Here is a 17,947-nt window from a genome sequence, read left to right as displayed (position 1 = left end):
GCCAGCAACGACGACCGCACCGCCCTCTTGCCGACCTGGTTGAACCACTACAACCTGAACCGGCCCCACCTCGGCATCGGCGGACGCTCACCCATCGACCGCGTCAACAACGCTGCGGGTCAGTACAACTAGTCGGAAGGCGTCAACCCTCCATCGGTGATGCCTCGCGACCGGTCGACCCGTCGATGACCGTGCGGGAGCCCAGGGGGTCATCGAGGGTGACGGTCACCGCGTCCTGGCACGCGTCCCCGGGGTCGTGCTTCGTCGAGACGACGGTGACGGTCACGTCATCGTCCGTCTGCACGACGTCGGTCTTGGGGTCGCCGTTGCAGGTTTCCAGCCACAGGTGCAGCACGTCGTCGGCGGCCGACCACCCGACGATCGGCCGCGTCCCACGTCCCTCGCCCGACGAACAACCGGTCAGCACGACGACCGCCGTCAGTGCGCTCACGATGGGCCGCACCGTCATCGCCTGATCCCCTCACCGGCGTCACCGGGCCCTGGGCCCGACGACGGCGAGGGTGTCACGTCACCGGGATGCCCGGTTCCATCGACGTACTGGCCGGCGGTGGGATGCTCGGCCGCGTGCCCGAGCCTGCTGAGCTGCGGCGGCGGGTCCTCGCCGCCTGGACCGACTCCCCGCCCCGGTTCCGGGAGGACGCCAACGCCGAGGAGGATCTGGCCCGCGGCGGCTACCGGGACCGGCTGCTGGTCGAGCTCGCCCAGAACGCCGCCGACGCCGCCGCCCGCGCCGGGGTGCCCGGCCGGCTCCGGCTGACCCTGAGCAGCGACGGAACCGACGGCACGCTCACCGCGGCCAATACCGGCGCCCCGCTCGACGACGCCGGGGTCCAGGCGCTGGCCAGTCTGCGCGCCTCGGACAAGCGGGACGGTGCGGGCGTGGGCCGCTTCGGCGTGGGCTTCGCCGCGGTGCTCGCGGTCAGCGACGAGCCCGCCGTGCTCTCCACCGACCGGTCGGTGCGGTTCAGCGCCGCAGCCACCCGGGAGGCGGTGGCCGCCGTCCCCGAGCTCGCCGCCGAGCTGGACCGTCGTGGCGGCGCCGTCCCGGTGCTCCGGCTGCCCTTCGAAGCGCCGGGCGAGGTGCCCGACGGCTTCGTCACCGCCGTCGTCCTGCCGCTGCGCCCGGGCGCCGGCGCCGTCGTGCGGGCCGCGCTGCGCGACCTGGGCCCGACGCTGCTGCTCGGCCTGCCCGCGCTCGCCGAGATCGAGGTGGCGTTCGACGGCACCGTCCGCACCCTGACCCGCGCCACCGACGACGGCCGGGTCCTGCTCGCCGACGGCCCGGTCCGCACGGCGTGGGCCGTGGTCGCCCGCTCCGGGGAGCTGCCCGCGGAGCTGTTCGCCGACCGCCCGGTGGAGGAGCGTGATCGCCGTGGGTACACCGTCACCTGCGCCGTGCCGCTGGACGACGACGGCGTCCCCGTTCCGCTGCCCGGCCGCCAGGTGCTGCACGCGCCGACCCCCAGCGACGAGCCCGTGTCGCTGCCCGCCCGGCTGATCGCCCCGTTCCCGCTGGGCCCGGACCGCCGGCACGTCGCCCCCGGGCCGGTCACCGACGCCCTGCTGGCGGTGCTCGCCGACGCCTACGCCGACTTGCTCGCCGGGCTCCCCGCCGAACCGGTGCTGCTGCGGCTGGTGCCGGCGGCGGGCCTGGCCGCCACCGAGCTGGACGCCGCGCTCTGCCGGGCGGTGCTCGACCGGCTCACCCGCACCGCCTGGCTGCCGGCCGCCGACCCCGAGGAGCCGCCGCTGCGGCCCGACCGGGCGGTCGCCCTCGACGACCCGACGCCCGAGCGGGTCGCCGCGCTGGCCGGCGTGCTGCCCGGACTGCTGCCGGCCGGCTGGTCCCGGCGCACCGATGGGCCGGTGCTCGCCGCGCTGGGCGCGCGTCGCGCCGGGCTGGCCGAGGTGGTCGAGGCGGTGCGCGGCGTGCAACGGCCGGGGGAGTGGTGGGCCGCGCTGTACACCGCGCTGGCCGACGCCGACCGGGAGGAGCTCGCCGCCCTGCCGGTGCCGCTCGCCGACGGCCGCACCGCGCAGAGCCCCGCCGGGGTGCTGCTGCCCGACCCCGCCCTGCCGCCCGGCCGGCTCGCCCCGCTGGGCCTGCGGATCGCCGACCCGGCGGCCGTCACCGGCGGGGCCGCGCAGGTGCTGGAACGCCTCGGCGCCCGACCGGCCACCGCGGCCGCGGTGCTCGCCGACCCGGCGGTCGTCGCGGCGGTGCGGAGCTCGCTGGACCGCGCCGACGACGGCGAGGACGTCACGCCGCTGGCCGACGCCGTGCTCACCCTGGTCGCCGCCGCTGAGGGCGGGCAGCACCCGGAGCTGGCCGAGCTGGCGCTGCCCGACGACGACGGTGGCTGGGCGCCGGCAGGGGAGCTGGTGCTGCCCGGCTCACCGCTGGCCGCCGTCCTCGAGCGCGGCGCGCTGGGCACCCTGGACCGGGGGTTCGCCCGCCGGCACGACCGCGCGGCGCTGGTCGCCGTCGGGGTGCTCGACGGGTTCGCCACCGTGCACGCCGAGCACCCCGACGACCTCGACGTCGACCGCGCCGAGGAGTGGGCCGACGCGGTGCTCGACCGGCTGCCCGCCGACGCCCCGCCGCCGGACTGGCCGGCGCTGACCGCCGTCCGGGACCTCGAGCTGGTCCGCGACTGGCCCCGCGCGCTGCCGCTGCTGGCCGCCCTCCCCGCGGAGGCCCGGGCCGACGTGCGGCTCGCCGGCACCCTCGTGCCCGGCTACCTGCGCTGGTGGCTGCGGACGTCGCCGGTGCTCGACGGGCAGCGACCCGACCGGCTGCGGCACCCGGCGGGCACGGAGTTACAGGGACTGTACGAATCGGCTCCCCAGCTGCCCGCGGACGTGCTGGCACTGCTCGCCCCACCGGCCACTGTCGCCGACGTGCTGGCCGACGTCGACGACGCGCTGGACCTGCTCGACCGGCTCGGCGACCCGGGGCGCAGCGTCGTCCCGGCCGTGGTGGGCACCGTGTACGCGCAGCTCGCGGCCGCGCTGGACGGCGTGGACGTCGACCCGCCGGAGCGGGTGCGGGTCGGCCCGCGGCAGGTGGTCGACGACGCCGTCGTGCTCGATGCGCCGTGGTTGCAGCCACTGGTCGACCGCGCACTGGTGCCGGCCGGGGGAGCGCCCGGCGCGGTGGCCGACCTGCTGGACCTGCCGCTGGCCTCCGAGCTCGCCGGGCGGGCCCGGGTGACCAGCCGGCCGGTGCGGACGCTGCCGTGGGCCGAGGTGCCCGGCGCCGGGCTGGCCGCCGCCCGGCTCGGCCTGGCCGAGCTGCCCGGGCAGGTGGCGGTGCACGCCGAGCTCGCCGTCACCGGCGGGCGCACCGTGCCCTGGTGGCCGGGCGACCCGGACGCCGTCGACGGCACCCCGGCGGCGTTCGGCCGGGCGCTGGCCTGGCGGGCCGGGGTGTGGCCGCTGCGGGCCGCGCTGACCGAGGCGTTCGCGCACCCCGACCGGGCCGCCGAGCTGGCGGCCGAGGACGCCGTCGGCTGGTGAAGGATCCCCGTGCCCCCCACCGCTCGCAGGCTCGCGGCGGGCCCCTGCACGGGGGCCGGGGAGGCGCGGGGGTTCCCTCCTCAGAACCAGCGCGGTGCGGCCTGCGCCCCGGGCGCGTGCCCGTGCCGGCTGTCGGCCCGGCCGGACGAGCCGGCCGGCCGGCCGCCGCCCCGAGGCGCCCGCTCGTGCGCCGCCCAGGCGGTGTGCGGGGACAGCCAGTGGTCGGAGGTCAGCGCCGAGGCCCGCGCGGTGGGGGACAGCCCTTCGGCGTGCAACCAGCGGACCCCGGCGGTGCCGGGCAGCTGGCTGCGCAGCGCCGCGCCGCGCGCGGACTGCCCGCCGTTGCCGGGGGAGGTGAGCACGGCGTGCACCAGGCGGTCGAAGCCGGCGTGCGCGTCCTCGGGCAGCTGGGCGCGCGCCTCGGCGGCGGCGCCCCCGGGAACAGCGGTGGGTCGTGACATGAGGGTCTCCAGGAATGGGCAGGGCCGGCCCGCGACGTCCGGCGGACGTGGCCGGGGAACGGGTGGGTGCGGTGCGGCCGGTCACGGACCGGCGGCCGGCGGGGCTGCGCGTCAGCGCCCGCGGCGGATCAGCTCAGGCGGGGGGTCCGCAGCCGCAGCGAGGGGGTGCCCATGACGAGGACCCTAGGGCCCCGGTCCCGGTGGGTCGACCGAGTTCCCGATCGGCGCGCCGGGTTCACTGCTCGGCGCGCTGCCGGGCCTTCTCCGCCTTCGCGGCCTGGCGCGCCTTGTGCGCCTCGTAGCGCCTCCGGTCGCGCTCGCGGACGTCGGCGTTCGCCTCCCACCTGGCCTTGCGGCGGCGGGCGCGGACGAGCTCACGTGCCTCGAAGTCCGGGTGCTCGTCCCAGGTGCTCGACAGCTGGACGACGACGACCCCGGCCGCGCCGAAGATCAGCACCACGGCCCCGAGGAGCGGGTCGGCCAGGAACGCCAGCACGGTGAGCACCAGCCACGCGACCCCGGCGACGACGGTCCGCTTCGACATGCCCGCCAGTATCCCCGCCGTGGACCCCCGGCGGCGGACCCCAGGGGTTCCGGGCATGCTGGAGCCATGCCCGACCTCTCCGGCCCGCCGTTCCGCGCCGACCACGTCGGCAGCCTGCTCCGCCCACCCGCCCTGCTCGAGGCCCGCGCCCGGCACACCGCCGGGGAGATCGACGCCGCCGAGCTGCGCGGCATCGAGGACGCCGCGATCGCCGACGCCGTCCAGCTGCAGCGCGACGTCGGCCTGGCCACCGCCACCGACGGCGAGTTCCGCCGCGCCACCTGGCACATGGACTTCATCTACGCCATCGACGGGATCACCAAGGTCGCCGGTGAGGGCCGGCAGGTCCACTTCAAGAACGCGGACGGGTCGATCGACTGGGCCCCGGCCGGCCTGCACGTCGACGGCCCGCTGGCCATCGACGAACCGATCTTCGGCGAGGACTTCGCGTTCCTGCAGTCGCAGGTGGGCCCCGGGCAGACGGCGAAGCTGACCATCCCGTCACCGTCGATGGTCCACTACCGGGGCGGGGCGGCGGCGATCGACCCGGCCGTCTACCCCGACGAGGACGCGTTCTGGGACGCGCTGTCGGCGGCCTACCGCCAGCAGGTGCAGGGCATCGCCGCGCAGGGCTGCACCTACCTGCAGCTGGACGACACCAGCCTCGCCTACCTCAACGACCCGGCCCAGCGCGCCGAGCTCGCCGGGCAGGGCCGGGACGCCGAGCACCAGCACGAGCGCTACATCCGGCAGATCAACGCCGCGCTGGCCGACCGGCCCGCGGACCTGACCGTCACCACGCACCTGTGCCGGGGCAACTTCCGCTCCTCGTGGGTGGCCGAGGGTGGCTACGACTTCGTCGCCGAGGCGCTGTTCGGCGGGCTGGAGGTCGACGGGTTCTTCCTCGAGTACGACGACGCCCGCTCCGGTGGGTTCGAGCCGCTGCGGTTCGTCCCCGCCGGCAAGCGCGTCGTCCTCGGGCTGGTCACCAGCAAGCGGCCGGAGCTGGAGAGCAAGGACGACCTCAAGCGGCGCATCGACGAGGCCGCCCGGTTCGTGCCGCTGGAGCAGCTGGCGCTGTCCCCGCAGTGCGGGTTCTCCTCCACCGTCGAGGGCAACGCGCTCACCCGCGACGACCAGATCCGGAAGCTCGCGCTGGTCGTGGAGACCGCCCAGGAGGTCTGGGGCTGACCCGTCGCCGGCCGCTCGGATGGCTGGTCACCCCGGCGTGGCGGATCCGCCACGCCGAAGACCTCTTGTGCGCAGCCGATCGGCTCCCTAGCGTCAGGGCCACGCGGTTCAATCACCAGCCGCGACCGGACCTCGGCTGAGGTCCGGCCGCAAGGCCGGCAACGTCGCCGGCCGTGCTCGGGTCCCCGCCGGAGGCGATCATGACCGCACTTCCCGTCGACATCGACCCCACCCGCATCGACGTCACCGTCCACCTCGCCCCCGTGCCCAGCGCCGCTGGATGCACCGTGACCGTGAGCGGCGAGGTCGACTCCACCACCGCCCCCGGCCTGCGCGGCGCCCTCCTCGAGGTGCTCGCCCGGCCGGGCCTGGACGTGGTCGAGCTCGACCTGTCCGGCGTCACCTTCCTCGACTCCGCCGGCCTGTCGGTGCTCGCCACCGCGCACCGCACCGCGCTGGCCGCCGGGCGCACCCTGCAGATGCGCTGCGGCACCGCCCGCGCCGTCGTCCGGCCACTGCAGATCACCGGGCTCTGGGACGTCTTCACCGTCGTCGACGCCTGAGGGCGTCCAGCGTCACCCCACCTGACGGTGCGGGCCCGTCCCACGTTCTTCGCGCCCTTCCCACGCACCGCACCGCATGGGAAGCGCGCGAAGTGCGTGGGGAGTGAGGTGGCAGGTCAGGCCGAGGGGTCGCGGTCGGGGTAGCGGGCCCGGGCCAGCGCGTACACCCCGAACGCGGCGAAGCCGGCGGCGACGGCGGTGAGCAGCCACTGCCCGGTCGGCACCGCACCGATGGCGATCATCGCGCCGTCGAGCCCGGTCGCCGTGGCCACGTCGCGGGTCACCGCCGCGTGGACCAGCAGCCCGCCGGAGAGCGCGAAGGCGATGCCCTTGGCCACGTAGCCGACCTGCCCGATCCGCTCGATCAGCGGCTCCCACCGGTCGGGCGCGGCGTGCAGGTCGACGTCCCGCATGAAGCCGCCGGTCACCCCGCGCAGCCCCACGTAGCCCCCGACGGCGGCGACGCCGACGCCGACCGCGGCCACCAGGGTCGAGCCGCCGGGGATGAGCAGGGCGTCTCCGGTCAGCTCCTGGAACCGCTCGTCGGCCTGGTACCCGGCGCCGGCGGCGAACAGCAGGGCCGTCGCCCCGAGGACGGCGTAGACGACCGCCTTCGCCCCGCACTTGGCGCAGACCACCGCCACCCGCAGCCGGTGCCCGGGACGCAGCAGCCCGGTCCACCAGCGCAGCACCTCCCCGCCCTGCCAGACCGCGAGCGCCAGCAGCCCCAGCCCGATCACCCACAGCAGCACGAGGCCGCCGGGCGAGCCGGCCACCGCCTGCAGCGCACCGGTCTGGTCGGCGTCCTGGGGCTGAGGCTCCACGACCCAGGCGATCCGGGCCGCCAGCCAGGCGATGAGCAGGTGCAGCACGCCGTAGGCGACCAGCCCGACCCGCGCGAGGTGCTCGAGGACCGGGTGGTCGGTCACCTCCCGCGCCCGGGTGACCGCGTCGTGCACCCGCCGCCGGACGCCGGTCACCCCGCCGGTCACGTGCGCTGCGGGAACCGGGCCCGGAAGAAGGAGAAGACGCCGAACGCCGCGATGCCCACCGCGACCAGGGTGAGCAGCACCTGGCCGAAGGGGGCATCGAGCAGGGTCTGCAGGGCGCCGTCGAGGCCGCTGGCCTTCGCCGCGTCGAAGGTGATCGCGGCCCAGCCCAGCAGGCCGCCCACCAGGGCGAGGGCGATGCCCTTGGCCGGGTAGCCGACCTGGCCGAACCGCTCGATGAGCCGCCGTTGGCCGGCGGAGGCGTGCGCGGTGTCGATCTCCTTCAGGAAGCGCCCGCTGAGGCCCTTGTGCACGTGGTAGGCGCCCACGGCGATCACGACCAGGGCCGCGACACCGACCAGGTAGCGGCCACCGGGCCAGCCGAACACGCCGGCCACGGTCTGCTGCTCCTGCCCGGAGCTGGACTGCCCGCCGCCGGTGGCGAAGCGGATCGCGGTGATCGCCAGGACCACGTACACGGCCGCCTTGGCGACCGCCTTCGCGCTGCCGGTGAGGGCTTCCTTCCGCTCGTCGCCGGAGCTGCGCAGCCCCCGGGCGTGGCGCAGCAACATGGCCAGCTGCCAGACCGCGAGCGCCACCAGCCCGACCGCCAGCACCCAGAGCAACGTCCGGCCGAAGGGCTGCGCGGCCAGCGTGGCCATGGCGCCGGACTGGTCGGCGGAACCGCCGCTCCCGCCCCAGGCCAGCTGCAGCGCCAGCCACGCGATGAGCAGGTGGACCACGCCGTAGGCGATCAGCCCCACCCGGGCCAGGTTCTCCAGGGCGTCGCTGTCGCCCGCCTGCTGTGCCGAGGTGCCGGTCCCCGAGGTCGTCCCCACCGCTGAACTCCTTGCGTCCTGCCCCCGATGCGGCGATCAGCGTGGCACAACTGGGGTGGCGCCGCCGGGTGGACGACCAGCCGGCCGGGCCCGGGGCCCGGCCGGTTCCGCGCAGGGGTGGGGGACACTGGGCCGGTGACGAACGCCGTGACCGCCGGCCGCCTGCCCGGCACCGCCCCGACCACCCCTGAGCAGGCCCGGCGGACGTGGCCCCGGACGGCCGCCCTCGGCGCGGTCCTGATCGCGCTGGCGGTCCTCGCGCTCACCTGGTCGGTCGGCCCGCGGCTGCTGCTCGGCGCGGTCGGGGTCCTCGCGGTCGTCCGCGGTGCAGGCCTGCTGCGCAGCGCCCGGGCCGGGGAGCTGACGCGCACCGGCGCCGTCGGCGGGGCGGTCGCCATCTGGCTCGGCGTGGTCGGGGTGCTCGTCGCCCTGCTGTCCGCGACGGCCACCGGCTGGGTCCTCCTCGCCGGCGTCGTGCTGGTGCCGAGCGCGCTCGCCGCCGCTGCCGCCGGCCGGGGCGCCGGGCTGGCGCTGGGGGCCGTGCTGGTGCTCGGTGCGGCCGCCCTCGGCGTCGCCGGCGGGGTCGACACCCTGCTGGCCACCGCGCGGGTCGCGGCGGCCGCGCTGGCCGGCGTGCTCGGCGTGGCCGACCTGGCCGCCGCCGCCGGGCTGGCCCGGCTGGCCCGCCGGCCGGAGCCGGCTGCCCCGGCCGGGTGCGGCAGCTGCGCGTGCAGCGCGGGAGGCTGCGGCGCCGGCGCCCTGCGCTGAGCTGTGTCGCATCCCACCCGGGGCCGCCCCGACTCGTTCCGTCCGCGTCACCTCCCCGTCATCCGGCCGACCTAGCGTCGATCGCGGCAACGACGCCGGTGATCCCGGGAGCTGCCGGGCGCGACGAGGCCGGCCCGCCGGCCGGGGAGGATCCACCGCGAGATGCGCACCCTCGAGCGGACCGTCTGGGTCTGCGACAACTGCCACCGCTCCAACAGCACGAGCCGCAAGCGCTGCGACGACTGCGGCACCACTCGGCACTGAGCCGGCACTGGGCCGGCTCGGAGCCTGCCGGGCCGGCCCCTGCCGGATCAGCTCCGGCGCAGCTCGGCGACCAGCCCGTGCAGGTGCGCGGCGCCGGCGGCGTCGTCGACCAGGGCCGGGTCGGTGAGCACGGGGTACGGCCGCGCCGGCAGCGGGCCGGCCGGTCGTACGTCGACGTGGGTGACCCGGTGGCCCAGCGCGTGCAGCTGGTCCGCCATCCGGTAATCGCTGCGGGAGTCGCCCACCGTGTGCCAGGCCCGGGGCAGCGGCCCGTCGGCGCTCAGCAGCGTCAGGGCCCGCCGGGCGCCCAGGTCCTTGCCGACGTCGGCGGACTCCACGTCGGTGGCGATCACCGAGGGGTCGACCCGCCACGGGACGGCGCCGGCGGCGTCCGGGTGCACCCGGTCCCGGTAGCCGATCCCCAGACCCCGGCCGGTGAGGGCGTGGACCAGCTCGGCGTCGAAGGCCGCCTGCGCCCGGGTGTAGTCGGTGGCCGGCACGTCGGTGCGTGCCTCGACGCTGGCCATCGACCGCTTCGTGTCGTCGAGGAACATCGTGTCGCGGTGGCGGGGGAGCAGCTCGGCCACCACCTCGTGCACCAGCGGGGGCACCGCGAGCGCCTCGTCGACGTGCACCGGGCCCGCGCCGTCCGGCCCGATCGAGGTCCACACCGCGCCCTTCTCGCACACCGCGTGCAGCCGCGCGCCGCGGGGCAGGCCGCCGGCCAGCAGCGGCGGCAGGACCTGCGCGCGGAGGAACGCGTCGGAGCGGCCGGTGTTGAAGACCACCGGCACGCCGGCGGCCAGCAGGGTGCGCAGGTCCTCGACCAGGCCGGGGGCGGCCACCGTGCGGGTGACCGGGCTGGCGATCGGTCCGTCGACGTCGAGCAGCAGGCCCAGCGGGGGAGCGGAGGTGGTCACCGCGCCATCCTGCTCAGCCCGCCGCCGAGGGGTGACGAGGGCCCCGGCTGGTAACCCCGCAGCACATGGCAGACCTCGGAACGACGGCCGGGCGGGCCGTCGCCCGCCCGCTCGTGGCGCTGGCCCGGCTGCGACGGGCCAAGCCGATGCACCCGTACGGCGTCCTCTTCCCCGCGCGGCTGGAGGGCACCGGACCGGCCGCCCCCTGGGGGGTGGACTGGATCGACCGCCCGGGGGAGCAGCAGGCCCTGGTGCGGCTCAGCCGCGGTGCGGGCCTCCCCGCGGCGCTGCCCGACGTGCTGGGCCTGGCCCTGCGCCTGCCCGACGGTGGGCCCGGGGGCCGCCCGGTCGACCTGCTGCTGAGCACCACCGGCCGGGGCCGGCTGACCCGGCTGGTGCCGGTGCCGCGCCGGGACGCCGCGGCGACCTACAGCTCGATCATGGCCTACCGCACCCCGGTCGGGCCGGTGGTGCTCGCGGCGTGGGCCCGCCCGGCCACCCTGCCCAGCGACCGCGCGACGCTCGCCGTCCGGGCGCCGGGCACGGCCTTCACCCTGGCCGCGGCGCTCGACCGGGGACCCTGGGAGCCGTTCGCCCGCGTGGTGCTGGGCGCGCCGGCCGAGCCGGTCGACCCGCCGCTGCACTTCGACGCCGTGCTCGACCCGCCGCCGGGGCTGGTGCCCGACGGCCCGGTGGCCCGGTTCCGGCGGCCGGCCTACGCCGCGGTCCGCGCCGAGCAGCAGGGCGGCGACCCGGCGCCGTCCGGGCGATGAGCGGGCGATGAGCGGCCACGTCTTCGTCGTCGGGGCCGACCTCACCCGGCTGTCCTGCGACGACGTCCTGGTGCCCACCGACTGCGCCGGCCGGGTCACCACCGACTGGCTGCCGCTGCTGCCGGACGGCTCGCTGCGCGACCGGGACGCCGAGGGGGCCTGCGTCGCCGGGTGGACCGGGGGCGACCGGGTGCAGGAGGTGCCCGGCTGCGGCGCGCGCCGGGCCTGGCTGGTCGACACGGTGGACTCCGGGGACCGCCGGGGCGCCGAGGACGCTCGGCTGTCCTGGCTGCTCGAGGGCGCGCGTGCGGCGCTGGCCGCCGTCGCGGCCCGGCGGGTCGAGGCACCGGACCACGGCCGGGCCCGCCGGCTGGTCGGGCTGCCGGCGTTGGGCACCGGGTGGGGTGGCGCGGCCGGACGGCGCGGGGAGCTGCTGCAGCAGCTGCTCCCGGTGCTGCGGTCGGCCGCCGAGGAGCACGGCTTCGACGTCGCCCTGGTGCTGCGGCGGCCCAGCGACCTGGCCGCCGCGCAGCGGGTCCGCCGGGCCGAGGGCGGCGGCTGGCGGCTGCCGGAGGAGCTGCGCGCGGTGGCCGAGGAGCTCGGCGGCCGCGCCCGCGACGGGGCGCTCGCCGTCTTCCTGGGTGCGGGGGTCAGCGCGGCCGCCGGGCTGCCCACCTGGGAGGTGCTGCTCGACGAGCTCGCCGAGCAGGCCGGGCTGGCCGGCGCCCTGCGGTCGGGGCTGTCCGGCCTCCCACCGCAGGACGCCGCCGCGCTGCTCGCCCGGTCGCTGGGCCGCGACGTGCTGACCGGGTACGTGCAGCAGCGCTTCGGCCCCGGGCCCTACGCGCTGGCGCACGCGCTGATCGCCGGGCTGCCGGTCGGGGAGTACGTCACCACCAACTACGACCCGCTGGTCGAGCTCGCCGCCGCCGACGTCGGCCGCCCACTGCGGGTGCTGCCCTTCGACGAGGCGACCGCCGGCGACCCCTGGCTGCTCAAGCTGCACGGGGACGCCGCGCACCCGGACAGCATCGTGCTCACCCGCGAGCAGTACCTGGAGTTCGGCGACCACCGGACGGCGCTGGCCGGGGTGCTGCAGTCCCTCCTGCTCACCCGGCACGTGCTGTTCGTCGGCACCTCGATGCTGGACGACGACCTGATCCGGATCGCCCACCAGGTGCGCAGCGTGCTGCACCGGCCGGGGGAGTCCCCGCGCCGGCGCACCGGCACGGTGCTGTCCCTGCAGGCCGACCCGGTGCGCGCCCGGCTGTGGGAGCAGGACGTCGTCACGGTGGCGATGGCGCCCGCCGACACGCCCGGGCCGGAGGCCGCCCGCCGGCTGGAGATCCTGCTGGACCTGCTCGGCTGCCTGTCCAGCCGACCCACCGGCTACCTGCTCGACCCCGCCTACCGGGGGCTGCTCGACGCGGAGGAGGAGGAGCTGGCGGACGCGCTGGGCGGGGTGGCCGAGGCGCTGGCGACCGGCACCCGCCGCAGCTGGGCCGGGCACGAGGTCCGCCGGCTGCTGGTCGACCTGGGCCGGGCCGACGCCGGCTGACCCGCGGTGGAACGGCTGTTTCCGACGCGGTTCCCGGTGGGCACAGCAACCCTCATGAGCCGCAGGCCCCTCCTGGACAAGACCATCCCGATGCTCGCCAAGGGCTACGCCTGGTTCCCGGACCGGCGGCGTGCCACCGGGCGGGACACCGTGCACAGCCGGGTGATGTTCCGCCGGACGCTGGGGGTCAAGGGACCCGCGGGAGCGCGGTTCCTGTACGACGAGGACAACGTGCGCCGCAGCGGCGCACTGCCCGAGCCGGTGGTCAGCACGCTGTTCGGCCACGGGGCGGTGCACACCCTCGACGGCGAGGCGCACCGGGTGCGCAAGGGCATGTTCGTCGACCTGCTGATGGACTCCGCGGCGGCCTGGCAGGTGGTGGCGGCGGTCGGCGCGGCGTGGGACGCCGCCGTGCCGCGCTGGGCCGAGCAGCGGGAGATCGTGCTGATCGACGAGGTCAGCCGGGTCATCACCCGCGGGGTGTGCGACTGGGCCGCGGTCCCGGTGGAGGACGACGAGGTGCCCGCGCTGGCCCGGGACCTGACCACCGAGATCGACGGGTTCGCCACCGCCGCGCCGCGGCACTGGCGGGCCCGCCGGGCGCGGCAGCGTCGCGAGGGCTGGCTGGCCGGCATCGTCGAGGAGGTCCGGGAGGGCGCCCGCGCGGTGCCATCGGGGTCGGTCGTCGACGTCGTCGCCCGGCACCGCGACTCCGACGGGGAGCTGCTGGAGCCACGCGTCGCCGCGGTCGAGATCCTCAACGTCATCCGGCCGACCGTCGCCGTCTGCTGGTTCGTCGCCTTCGCCGCGCACGCGCTGCACACCTGGCCGCAGCACCGCGAGCGGCTGCGCAGCGGTGACCGCGCCTTCGCCGTCGCCTTCGCCCACGAGGTGCGCCGGTTCTACCCGTTCGCGCCGTTCATCGGCGGGCGCAGCCCGCGGGACGTCGAGTTCGACGGCGCGCAGGTGCCCGCCGGGTCGATGGTGCTGCTGGACCTGTGGGGACAGAACCACGACCCCGAGCTCTTCCCCGAGCCGTTCGCGTTCCGGCCCGAGCGGTTCCTGGACGGCGACCGGGTGCGCGACATCGACCAGTGGGAGCTGGTGCCGCAGGGCGCGGGTGACCCGCGCACCGGGCACCGCTGCCCCGGGGAGGACATCACCGTCGCGCTGCTGTCGGCCCTGGTGCTGCGGCTGGCCGGGCTGGACTACACGCTGCCCGAGCAGGACCTGTCGATCTCGCTGGGCCGCATCCCCGCCCGACCGGCCAGCGGGGTCGTGCTCTCCGACGTCCGCCCGGGCTGAGCCGCTCGGGGCGGGCTGTCGCGGAACCCGGCCGCTGGGTACCGTCGTCCGCATGGTCGTGAGCGCGCGGAACCACCCCCGCGTGGCCGGCCCCGCCGCGGCCCGGCCGATCGTGTTCGTGCACGGCTTCGGGTGCAGCCAGGAGATGTGGCGGCACCTGGTGCCCGACTTCGCCACCGACCACCGGGTGGTCACCCTCGACCTGGTCGGGTTCGGCGACTCCGACCCCTCGGCCTGGCACCCCGAGCGGCACGGGTCGCTGGCCGGCCACGCCGCCGACGTCGTCACCCTCTGCCGGGAGCTGGGGCTCTCCGACGTCGTCCTGGTCGGGCACTCGGTGAGCGCGATGATCGCCGTGCTGGCCCAGCAGCAGGCACCGGAGCTGTTCGGCGCCCTGGTGCTGGTCGGGCCCAACCCGCGGTACGTCGACGACGGCGAGTACACCGGCGGGTTCAGCCGGGCCGACATCGCCGAGCTGCTGGACACCCTGGACAGCAACCACACCGGGTGGTCGACGGCGATGGGCCCGGTCATCATGGGCAACCCGGAGCGGCCGGAGCTGACCGCCGAGCTCACCGCGAGCTTCTGCCGCACCGACCCGGAGGTGGCCCGCCGCTTCGCCCGGCTCACCTTCCTCTCCGACAACCGCGCCGACCTGCCCGGCGTCACGGTGCCGACGCTGGTGCTGCAGTGCACCGACGACGTCATCGCCCCGGAGGCGGTGGGCCGGTACGTGCACGAGGCGATCCCCGGCAGCGTGCTCACCCGGCTGTCGGCGACCGGGCACTGCCCGCACCTGAGCGCCCCGGAGGAGACGATCGCCGCGATCCGCTCGTTCCTCACGCCTGCGTCGGTCGGTTGAGGCACCGGTGAGCGCCGACACCGGGTCGCGCGCCGACGGCGAGCTGGCCCGGCTGCTCGCCGAGGACCCCGCCGACCTGTACTACGAGAACGCGCCCTGCGGGTACCTCTCCATGGTGCCCGACGGCACGGTGGTCCAGGTCAACCGGACCTTCTGCGGGTGGATCGGCCGGCCCGCCGGCGACGTGCTGGGCGTGCGGTTCGCCGAGCTGCTCACCGTGGGCGGCCGGGTGTTCATCCAGACCCACCTGGTGCCGTTGCTGCGCACCCAGGGGGCGGTCCGCGAGGTGGCGCTGGACCTGCAGCGGGCCGACGGCGGCACGGTGCCCTGCCTGGCGCACGCCGTCGAGGTCCGAGACGCGGCCGACCGTCCGGTGCTGGTCCGGATCACGCTGTTCGAGGCGACGATGCGCAGGCGGTACGAGGCCGACCGGCTCGCCGCCCAGCGGGCCGCGGAGGAGTCCGAGCTGCGTTCCCGCACCCTCCAGCAGTTCGTCGTCGAGCTGGCCGCCGCGGTCACCACCGCCGACGCCGCCGCCGTGGTGGTGCACCGGGGTCGTCGGGCCGTGCGCGCGGCCGGCGCCGGGCTGTGGCTGCTGGACCGCAGCGGCCGCCGCGCCGACGACGTCCGCGTCCAGCTGGCCGCCTGCGAGGAGCTCGACGCGGACGTCTGCGCGGCGCTGACCGAGTCCGTCGGCGGCCGGGCGCAGCTGGTGCTGGCGCAGGGCGTGCGCTCGGTCCCGGTCGGGGAGCAGCTGGCGCAGACCTGGCCGCGGCTGGCCCGGGCAGCGGCCGCCGCCGGGTACACCGAGCTGGTCATCATCCCGGTGACCGCCGACGACACCCCGCTGGGCGCCATGCTGGTGGCGCTCGGCGGTCAGCCGGACGGCGAGCTGATCAGCCTGCAGGAGCCGGTGGGCCACCAGCCCCTCGGCGTGGCCGACGTCGACCTGCTGACCACGGTGGGCCGCCAGGCGGGGCAGGCGCTGGAGCGGGCCCGGCTGCACGAGGAGACCGCGCGGCAGGCCGGGCGTTCGGCGTTCCTGCTCGACGCCGCCCGGCTGCTCGCCCGGGCCACCGGGGTCACCGAGACCGTCGAGCGGCTGGCGGAGATGGTGGTGCCGCAGCTGGCCGACGTCTGCCTGCTCGACCTGGTCACCGAGGCCGGCATGCACCGGGTGGTCGCCCGGCACGGCGACCCGGCCCGCCAGCACCTGGTCGACGCGCTGCGCGCCTGGGCGCCCCCGGCGCGGGAGCTGCCCCACCCCGCCCGGACGGCGCTGGCGGAGGGCCGCACCCGCTGGTTCCCGACGGTCACCGACGAGTGGTTGGCCCGGGTCGTCCGCGACCCCGCCGAGCTGGCCGCGGTGCAGGCGCTGGAGCTGGCCGGGGTGGTCAGCGTACCGCTGACCGCCGAGGGCCGGGCGCTGGGCGTGCTCACGATCTCCGCCGACCGCCGCCGTCGTCCGCTGACCGCCGCCGACGTCGAGCTCGTCGAGCAGCTGGCGCTGCAGGTGGCGCTGATGATGGCCAAGGCGCAGCGCTACGAGCTGGAGGCACGGACCTCGCACGTCCTGCAGGCCACCCTGCTGCCCCCGCCGCCGCCGCAGGTGCCCGGCATGCAGGTGGCGGTGCGGTACCTGGCGGCCACCCACGGCGTCGAGATCGGCGGGGACTTCTACGACGTGGCGCCGCTGCCCGGCGACCACGTGGCGATCGCCGTCGGCGACGTCGTGGGCCACGACATCACCGCCGCGGCCACCATGGGCCAGCTGCGCAGCGTCTACCGGGCGTTGCTGGTGGAGAGCCCGTCGCCGAGCGCGGTGGTCGACCGGTTGCAGGCCAGCTGGCCGCTGCTGGAGCTGCAGCGGATGGCCACCGCGCTGTTCGCCACCCTCGACCTGCCCAGCGGGCTGCTGCGGATCGCCTCGGCCGGTCATCCGCCACCGTTGCTGGTCACCGACGCCGGGGCGGAGTTCCTGCCGGTGCAGCCCAGCCGGATGCTCGGGGCGCCGCCGTCGACCCCGGTGGAGTGGCGCGGCGTCCTCCCGCCCGGCGGCACCCTGGTGCTGTTCACCGACGGACTGGTGGAGAGCCGCAGCACCGACATCGACGCCGGGCTGGAGCGCCTGCGGGTGGCCGCCGGACGGACCGCGACCGCCGACCCCGACGAGCTGTGCGACCGGCTGCTCACCGATCTGGCCGGCACCCACCGGGCCGACGACATCGCGCTGCTCGCCCTGACCCGTGATCGCTGACCGCTCCCTGCCTCGGTTGGGCGCGGGACCTTCGACCCGTGTCCGCCGCCCCGACGCGGGGAAGAGTGCAGTGGTGGCGCACGACGAGGGGAGTTCCATGCTGGACGCGGACCGGTGGACGCAGGTGGTCGAGCGGGCGGTGCGGGCACCGTCGATCCACAACACCCAGCCCTGGTCCTTCCGCGCGGACGGCGACCGGCTGGAGGTGCGGCACGACCCGTCGCGCGCACTGCCGGCGACCGACCCGACCGGCCGGCAGCAGGTGCTCAGCGTGGGCGTGGCGGTCGAGTTCGCCCTGGTCGCGCTGGCCGCCCTGGGTGCCGCCGCGGAGGTCGACGTGCTGCCCGACCCGGCCGACCCCGAGCTGATCGCCGTCGTCCGGGTGACCGGTGAGCACCGCCCCAGCGACGCCGACCAGCGCGCCGCCGAGGCGATCGAGCGGCGGCACACCGACCGGGCCCGCTTCCTCGAGCAGCCGCTCCCGGACGGTCTGGTGGAGCGGCTCGAGCGTGCCCTCGGGCGGGACGGCGTCTGGCTGAAGCTGATCGGCCGCAGCGAGGAGGAGACCGCGGTCGCCACCCTGCTGAGCGAGGCCGAGGAGTCCGAGCAGCGCGACCCGGCCTACCTCGAGGAGCTGCGGGCCTGGACCCGCACCGACGCGTCCGCCCCCGACGGGGTGCCGGCCGCCGCCGTCCCGGACGGTGAGCAGCGGGCGTCGAACTGGCCGGTGCGCGACTTCGGCACCGCCCGGCCGGGCCCCGTGACCGTGCCCGGCGACGACGACCCGCCCCCGCCGGTGGAGCACCCCTCGGTGCTGGTGCTCGGCACCACGGCCGACGACCGCGCCGCCTGGGTGCGGGCCGGGATGGCGCTGGGCCGGCTGCTGCTGGAGCTCACCGAGGCAGGCCTGGTCGCCTCACCGCTCACCCAGGCGCTGGACCAGTCCTGGGCACGGGCCCGGCTGACCCGCCGGCTGGACCTGATCGGGCACCCGCAGATGCTGCTGCGGCTGGGCGCCCCCTCGGGCACGGCGGTCTCCAGCGGCCGCCGCCCGGTCGCCGAGGTCCTCACCCTCGCCTGATCGCCCGCCCTGTCTCGCCGAAGTGGCCACTT

16 protein-coding genes are annotated in these 17,947 nt (G+C 76.9%); 10 read left to right on the top strand and 6 right to left on the bottom strand.

The features are described from left to right. Positions 1-142: 142 nt before the first annotated feature. The gene (locus tag ACI79U_RS19040) at positions 143-451 is read right to left on the bottom strand and encodes a hypothetical protein (protein WP_457070784.1); all 309 of its coding nucleotides are present in this window, start codon (positions 449-451) and stop codon (positions 143-145) included. A gap of 134 nt (positions 452-585) precedes the next feature. On the opposite strand from ACI79U_RS19040, the gene ACI79U_RS19035 reads away from it, so the two are divergent. Continuing rightward, complete coding sequence (locus ACI79U_RS19035; protein ID WP_457070782.1) at positions 586-3,540, top strand: sacsin N-terminal ATP-binding-like domain-containing protein; 2,955 nt, start codon at positions 586-588, stop codon at positions 3,538-3,540. A gap of 80 nt (positions 3,541-3,620) precedes the next feature. Here ACI79U_RS19035 and ACI79U_RS19030 read toward each other — a convergent pair whose 3' ends face one another. Both ACI79U_RS19030 and ACI79U_RS19025 read right to left on the bottom strand, forming a co-directional pair. Further along, on the bottom strand, positions 3,621-4,001 hold the full coding sequence (locus ACI79U_RS19030) for a hypothetical protein (protein ID WP_457070780.1): 381 nt from the start codon (positions 3,999-4,001) through the stop codon (positions 3,621-3,623). Between the two features lie 235 nt (positions 4,002-4,236). Beyond that, positions 4,237-4,545, bottom strand: a complete 309-nt coding sequence (locus ACI79U_RS19025) for a hypothetical protein (protein WP_457070778.1) — start codon at positions 4,543-4,545, stop codon at positions 4,237-4,239. Between the two features lie 66 nt (positions 4,546-4,611). Between ACI79U_RS19025 and ACI79U_RS19020 the strand changes: the two genes are divergently transcribed. Both ACI79U_RS19020 and ACI79U_RS19015 read left to right on the top strand, forming a co-directional pair. Next, positions 4,612-5,736, top strand: coding sequence for a 5-methyltetrahydropteroyltriglutamate--homocysteine S-methyltransferase (locus tag ACI79U_RS19020; protein WP_457070776.1), 1,125 nt, complete (start codon positions 4,612-4,614; stop codon positions 5,734-5,736). A gap of 200 nt (positions 5,737-5,936) precedes the next feature. Beyond that, entirely contained in the window at positions 5,937-6,299 is a 363-nt protein-coding gene (locus tag ACI79U_RS19015) for an STAS domain-containing protein (protein WP_457070774.1), read from the top strand. 116 nt (positions 6,300-6,415) lie between these two features. Here the strand turns inward: ACI79U_RS19015 and ACI79U_RS19010 are convergent, their stop codons facing one another. Next, positions 6,416-7,291, bottom strand: a complete 876-nt coding sequence (locus ACI79U_RS19010; protein WP_457070772.1) for a DUF1206 domain-containing protein — start codon at positions 7,289-7,291, stop codon at positions 6,416-6,418. Beyond that, positions 7,288-8,127 (bottom strand): DUF1206 domain-containing protein, encoded by an 840-nt coding sequence (locus ACI79U_RS19005; RefSeq protein WP_457070770.1) that lies wholly within the window; start codon positions 8,125-8,127, stop codon positions 7,288-7,290. Before ACI79U_RS19005 ends, ACI79U_RS19010 begins: the two co-directional genes overlap by 4 nt. Before the next feature lie 135 nt (positions 8,128-8,262). On the opposite strand from ACI79U_RS19005, the gene ACI79U_RS19000 reads away from it, so the two are divergent. Further along, positions 8,263-8,895 (top strand): hypothetical protein, encoded by a 633-nt coding sequence (locus ACI79U_RS19000; protein WP_457070768.1) that lies wholly within the window; start codon positions 8,263-8,265, stop codon positions 8,893-8,895. Between the two features lie 311 nt (positions 8,896-9,206). On the opposite strand, the gene ACI79U_RS18995 is transcribed toward ACI79U_RS19000, so the two are convergent. After that, positions 9,207-10,079, bottom strand: coding sequence for a hypothetical protein (locus ACI79U_RS18995; protein WP_457070766.1), 873 nt, complete (start codon positions 10,077-10,079; stop codon positions 9,207-9,209). Positions 10,080-10,144: 65 nt separating this feature from the next. On the opposite strand from ACI79U_RS18995, the gene ACI79U_RS18990 reads away from it, so the two are divergent. From ACI79U_RS18990 to ACI79U_RS18965, 6 genes are all read left to right on the top strand, one after another. Continuing rightward, positions 10,145-10,852: a phosphodiesterase gene (locus ACI79U_RS18990; protein ID WP_457070764.1), complete on the top strand. Its 708-nt coding sequence runs from the start codon at positions 10,145-10,147 to the stop codon at positions 10,850-10,852. Positions 10,853-10,859: 7 nt separating this feature from the next. Continuing rightward, on the top strand, positions 10,860-12,410 hold the full coding sequence (locus ACI79U_RS18985) for an SIR2 family protein (protein WP_457070762.1): 1,551 nt from the start codon (positions 10,860-10,862) through the stop codon (positions 12,408-12,410). Between the two features lie 54 nt (positions 12,411-12,464). Next, positions 12,465-13,715, top strand: coding sequence for a cytochrome P450 (locus ACI79U_RS18980; protein WP_457070760.1), 1,251 nt, complete (start codon positions 12,465-12,467; stop codon positions 13,713-13,715). A gap of 52 nt (positions 13,716-13,767) precedes the next feature. Then, positions 13,768-14,577 carry an alpha/beta fold hydrolase gene (locus ACI79U_RS18975; RefSeq protein ID WP_457070758.1) on the top strand — a complete coding sequence of 270 codons (810 nt, stop codon included), beginning with the start codon at positions 13,768-13,770 and terminating at the stop codon, positions 14,575-14,577. Positions 14,578-14,584: 7 nt separating this feature from the next. Continuing rightward, positions 14,585-16,834, top strand: a complete 2,250-nt coding sequence (locus ACI79U_RS18970; RefSeq protein WP_457070756.1) for a SpoIIE family protein phosphatase — start codon at positions 14,585-14,587, stop codon at positions 16,832-16,834. Positions 16,835-16,931: 97 nt separating this feature from the next. After that, on the top strand, positions 16,932-17,915 hold the full coding sequence (locus ACI79U_RS18965) for an Acg family FMN-binding oxidoreductase (protein WP_457070754.1): 984 nt from the start codon (positions 16,932-16,934) through the stop codon (positions 17,913-17,915). Positions 17,916-17,947: the final 32 nt, after the last annotated feature.

The organism is Modestobacter sp. SYSU DS0904 (assembly GCF_054051115.1).
Note: the sequence above shows the minus strand (reverse complement) of the source record. Positions and strands in the feature narration are given on the sequence as shown.

What these genes read in the sequence shown, in the direction of transcription:
- ACI79U_RS19030 (WP_457070780.1), bottom strand. Translation starts at nt 4,001, where the DNA reads ATGTCACGACCCACCGCTGTTCCCGGGGGCGCCGCCGCCGAGGCGCGC.
- ACI79U_RS19025 (WP_457070778.1), bottom strand. Translation starts at nt 4,545, where the DNA reads ATGTCGAAGCGGACCGTCGTCGCCGGGGTCGCGTGGCTGGTGCTCACC.
- ACI79U_RS19020 (WP_457070776.1), top strand. Translation starts at nt 4,612, where the DNA reads ATGCCCGACCTCTCCGGCCCGCCGTTCCGCGCCGACCACGTCGGCAGC.
- ACI79U_RS19015 (WP_457070774.1), top strand. Translation starts at nt 5,937, where the DNA reads ATGACCGCACTTCCCGTCGACATCGACCCCACCCGCATCGACGTCACC.
- ACI79U_RS18990 (WP_457070764.1), top strand. Translation starts at nt 10,145, where the DNA reads ATGGCAGACCTCGGAACGACGGCCGGGCGGGCCGTCGCCCGCCCGCTC.
- ACI79U_RS18985 (WP_457070762.1), top strand. Translation starts at nt 10,860, where the DNA reads ATGAGCGGCCACGTCTTCGTCGTCGGGGCCGACCTCACCCGGCTGTCC.
- ACI79U_RS18980 (WP_457070760.1), top strand. Translation starts at nt 12,465, where the DNA reads ATGAGCCGCAGGCCCCTCCTGGACAAGACCATCCCGATGCTCGCCAAG.
- ACI79U_RS18975 (WP_457070758.1), top strand. Translation starts at nt 13,768, where the DNA reads ATGGTCGTGAGCGCGCGGAACCACCCCCGCGTGGCCGGCCCCGCCGCG.
- ACI79U_RS18965 (WP_457070754.1), top strand. Translation starts at nt 16,932, where the DNA reads ATGCTGGACGCGGACCGGTGGACGCAGGTGGTCGAGCGGGCGGTGCGG.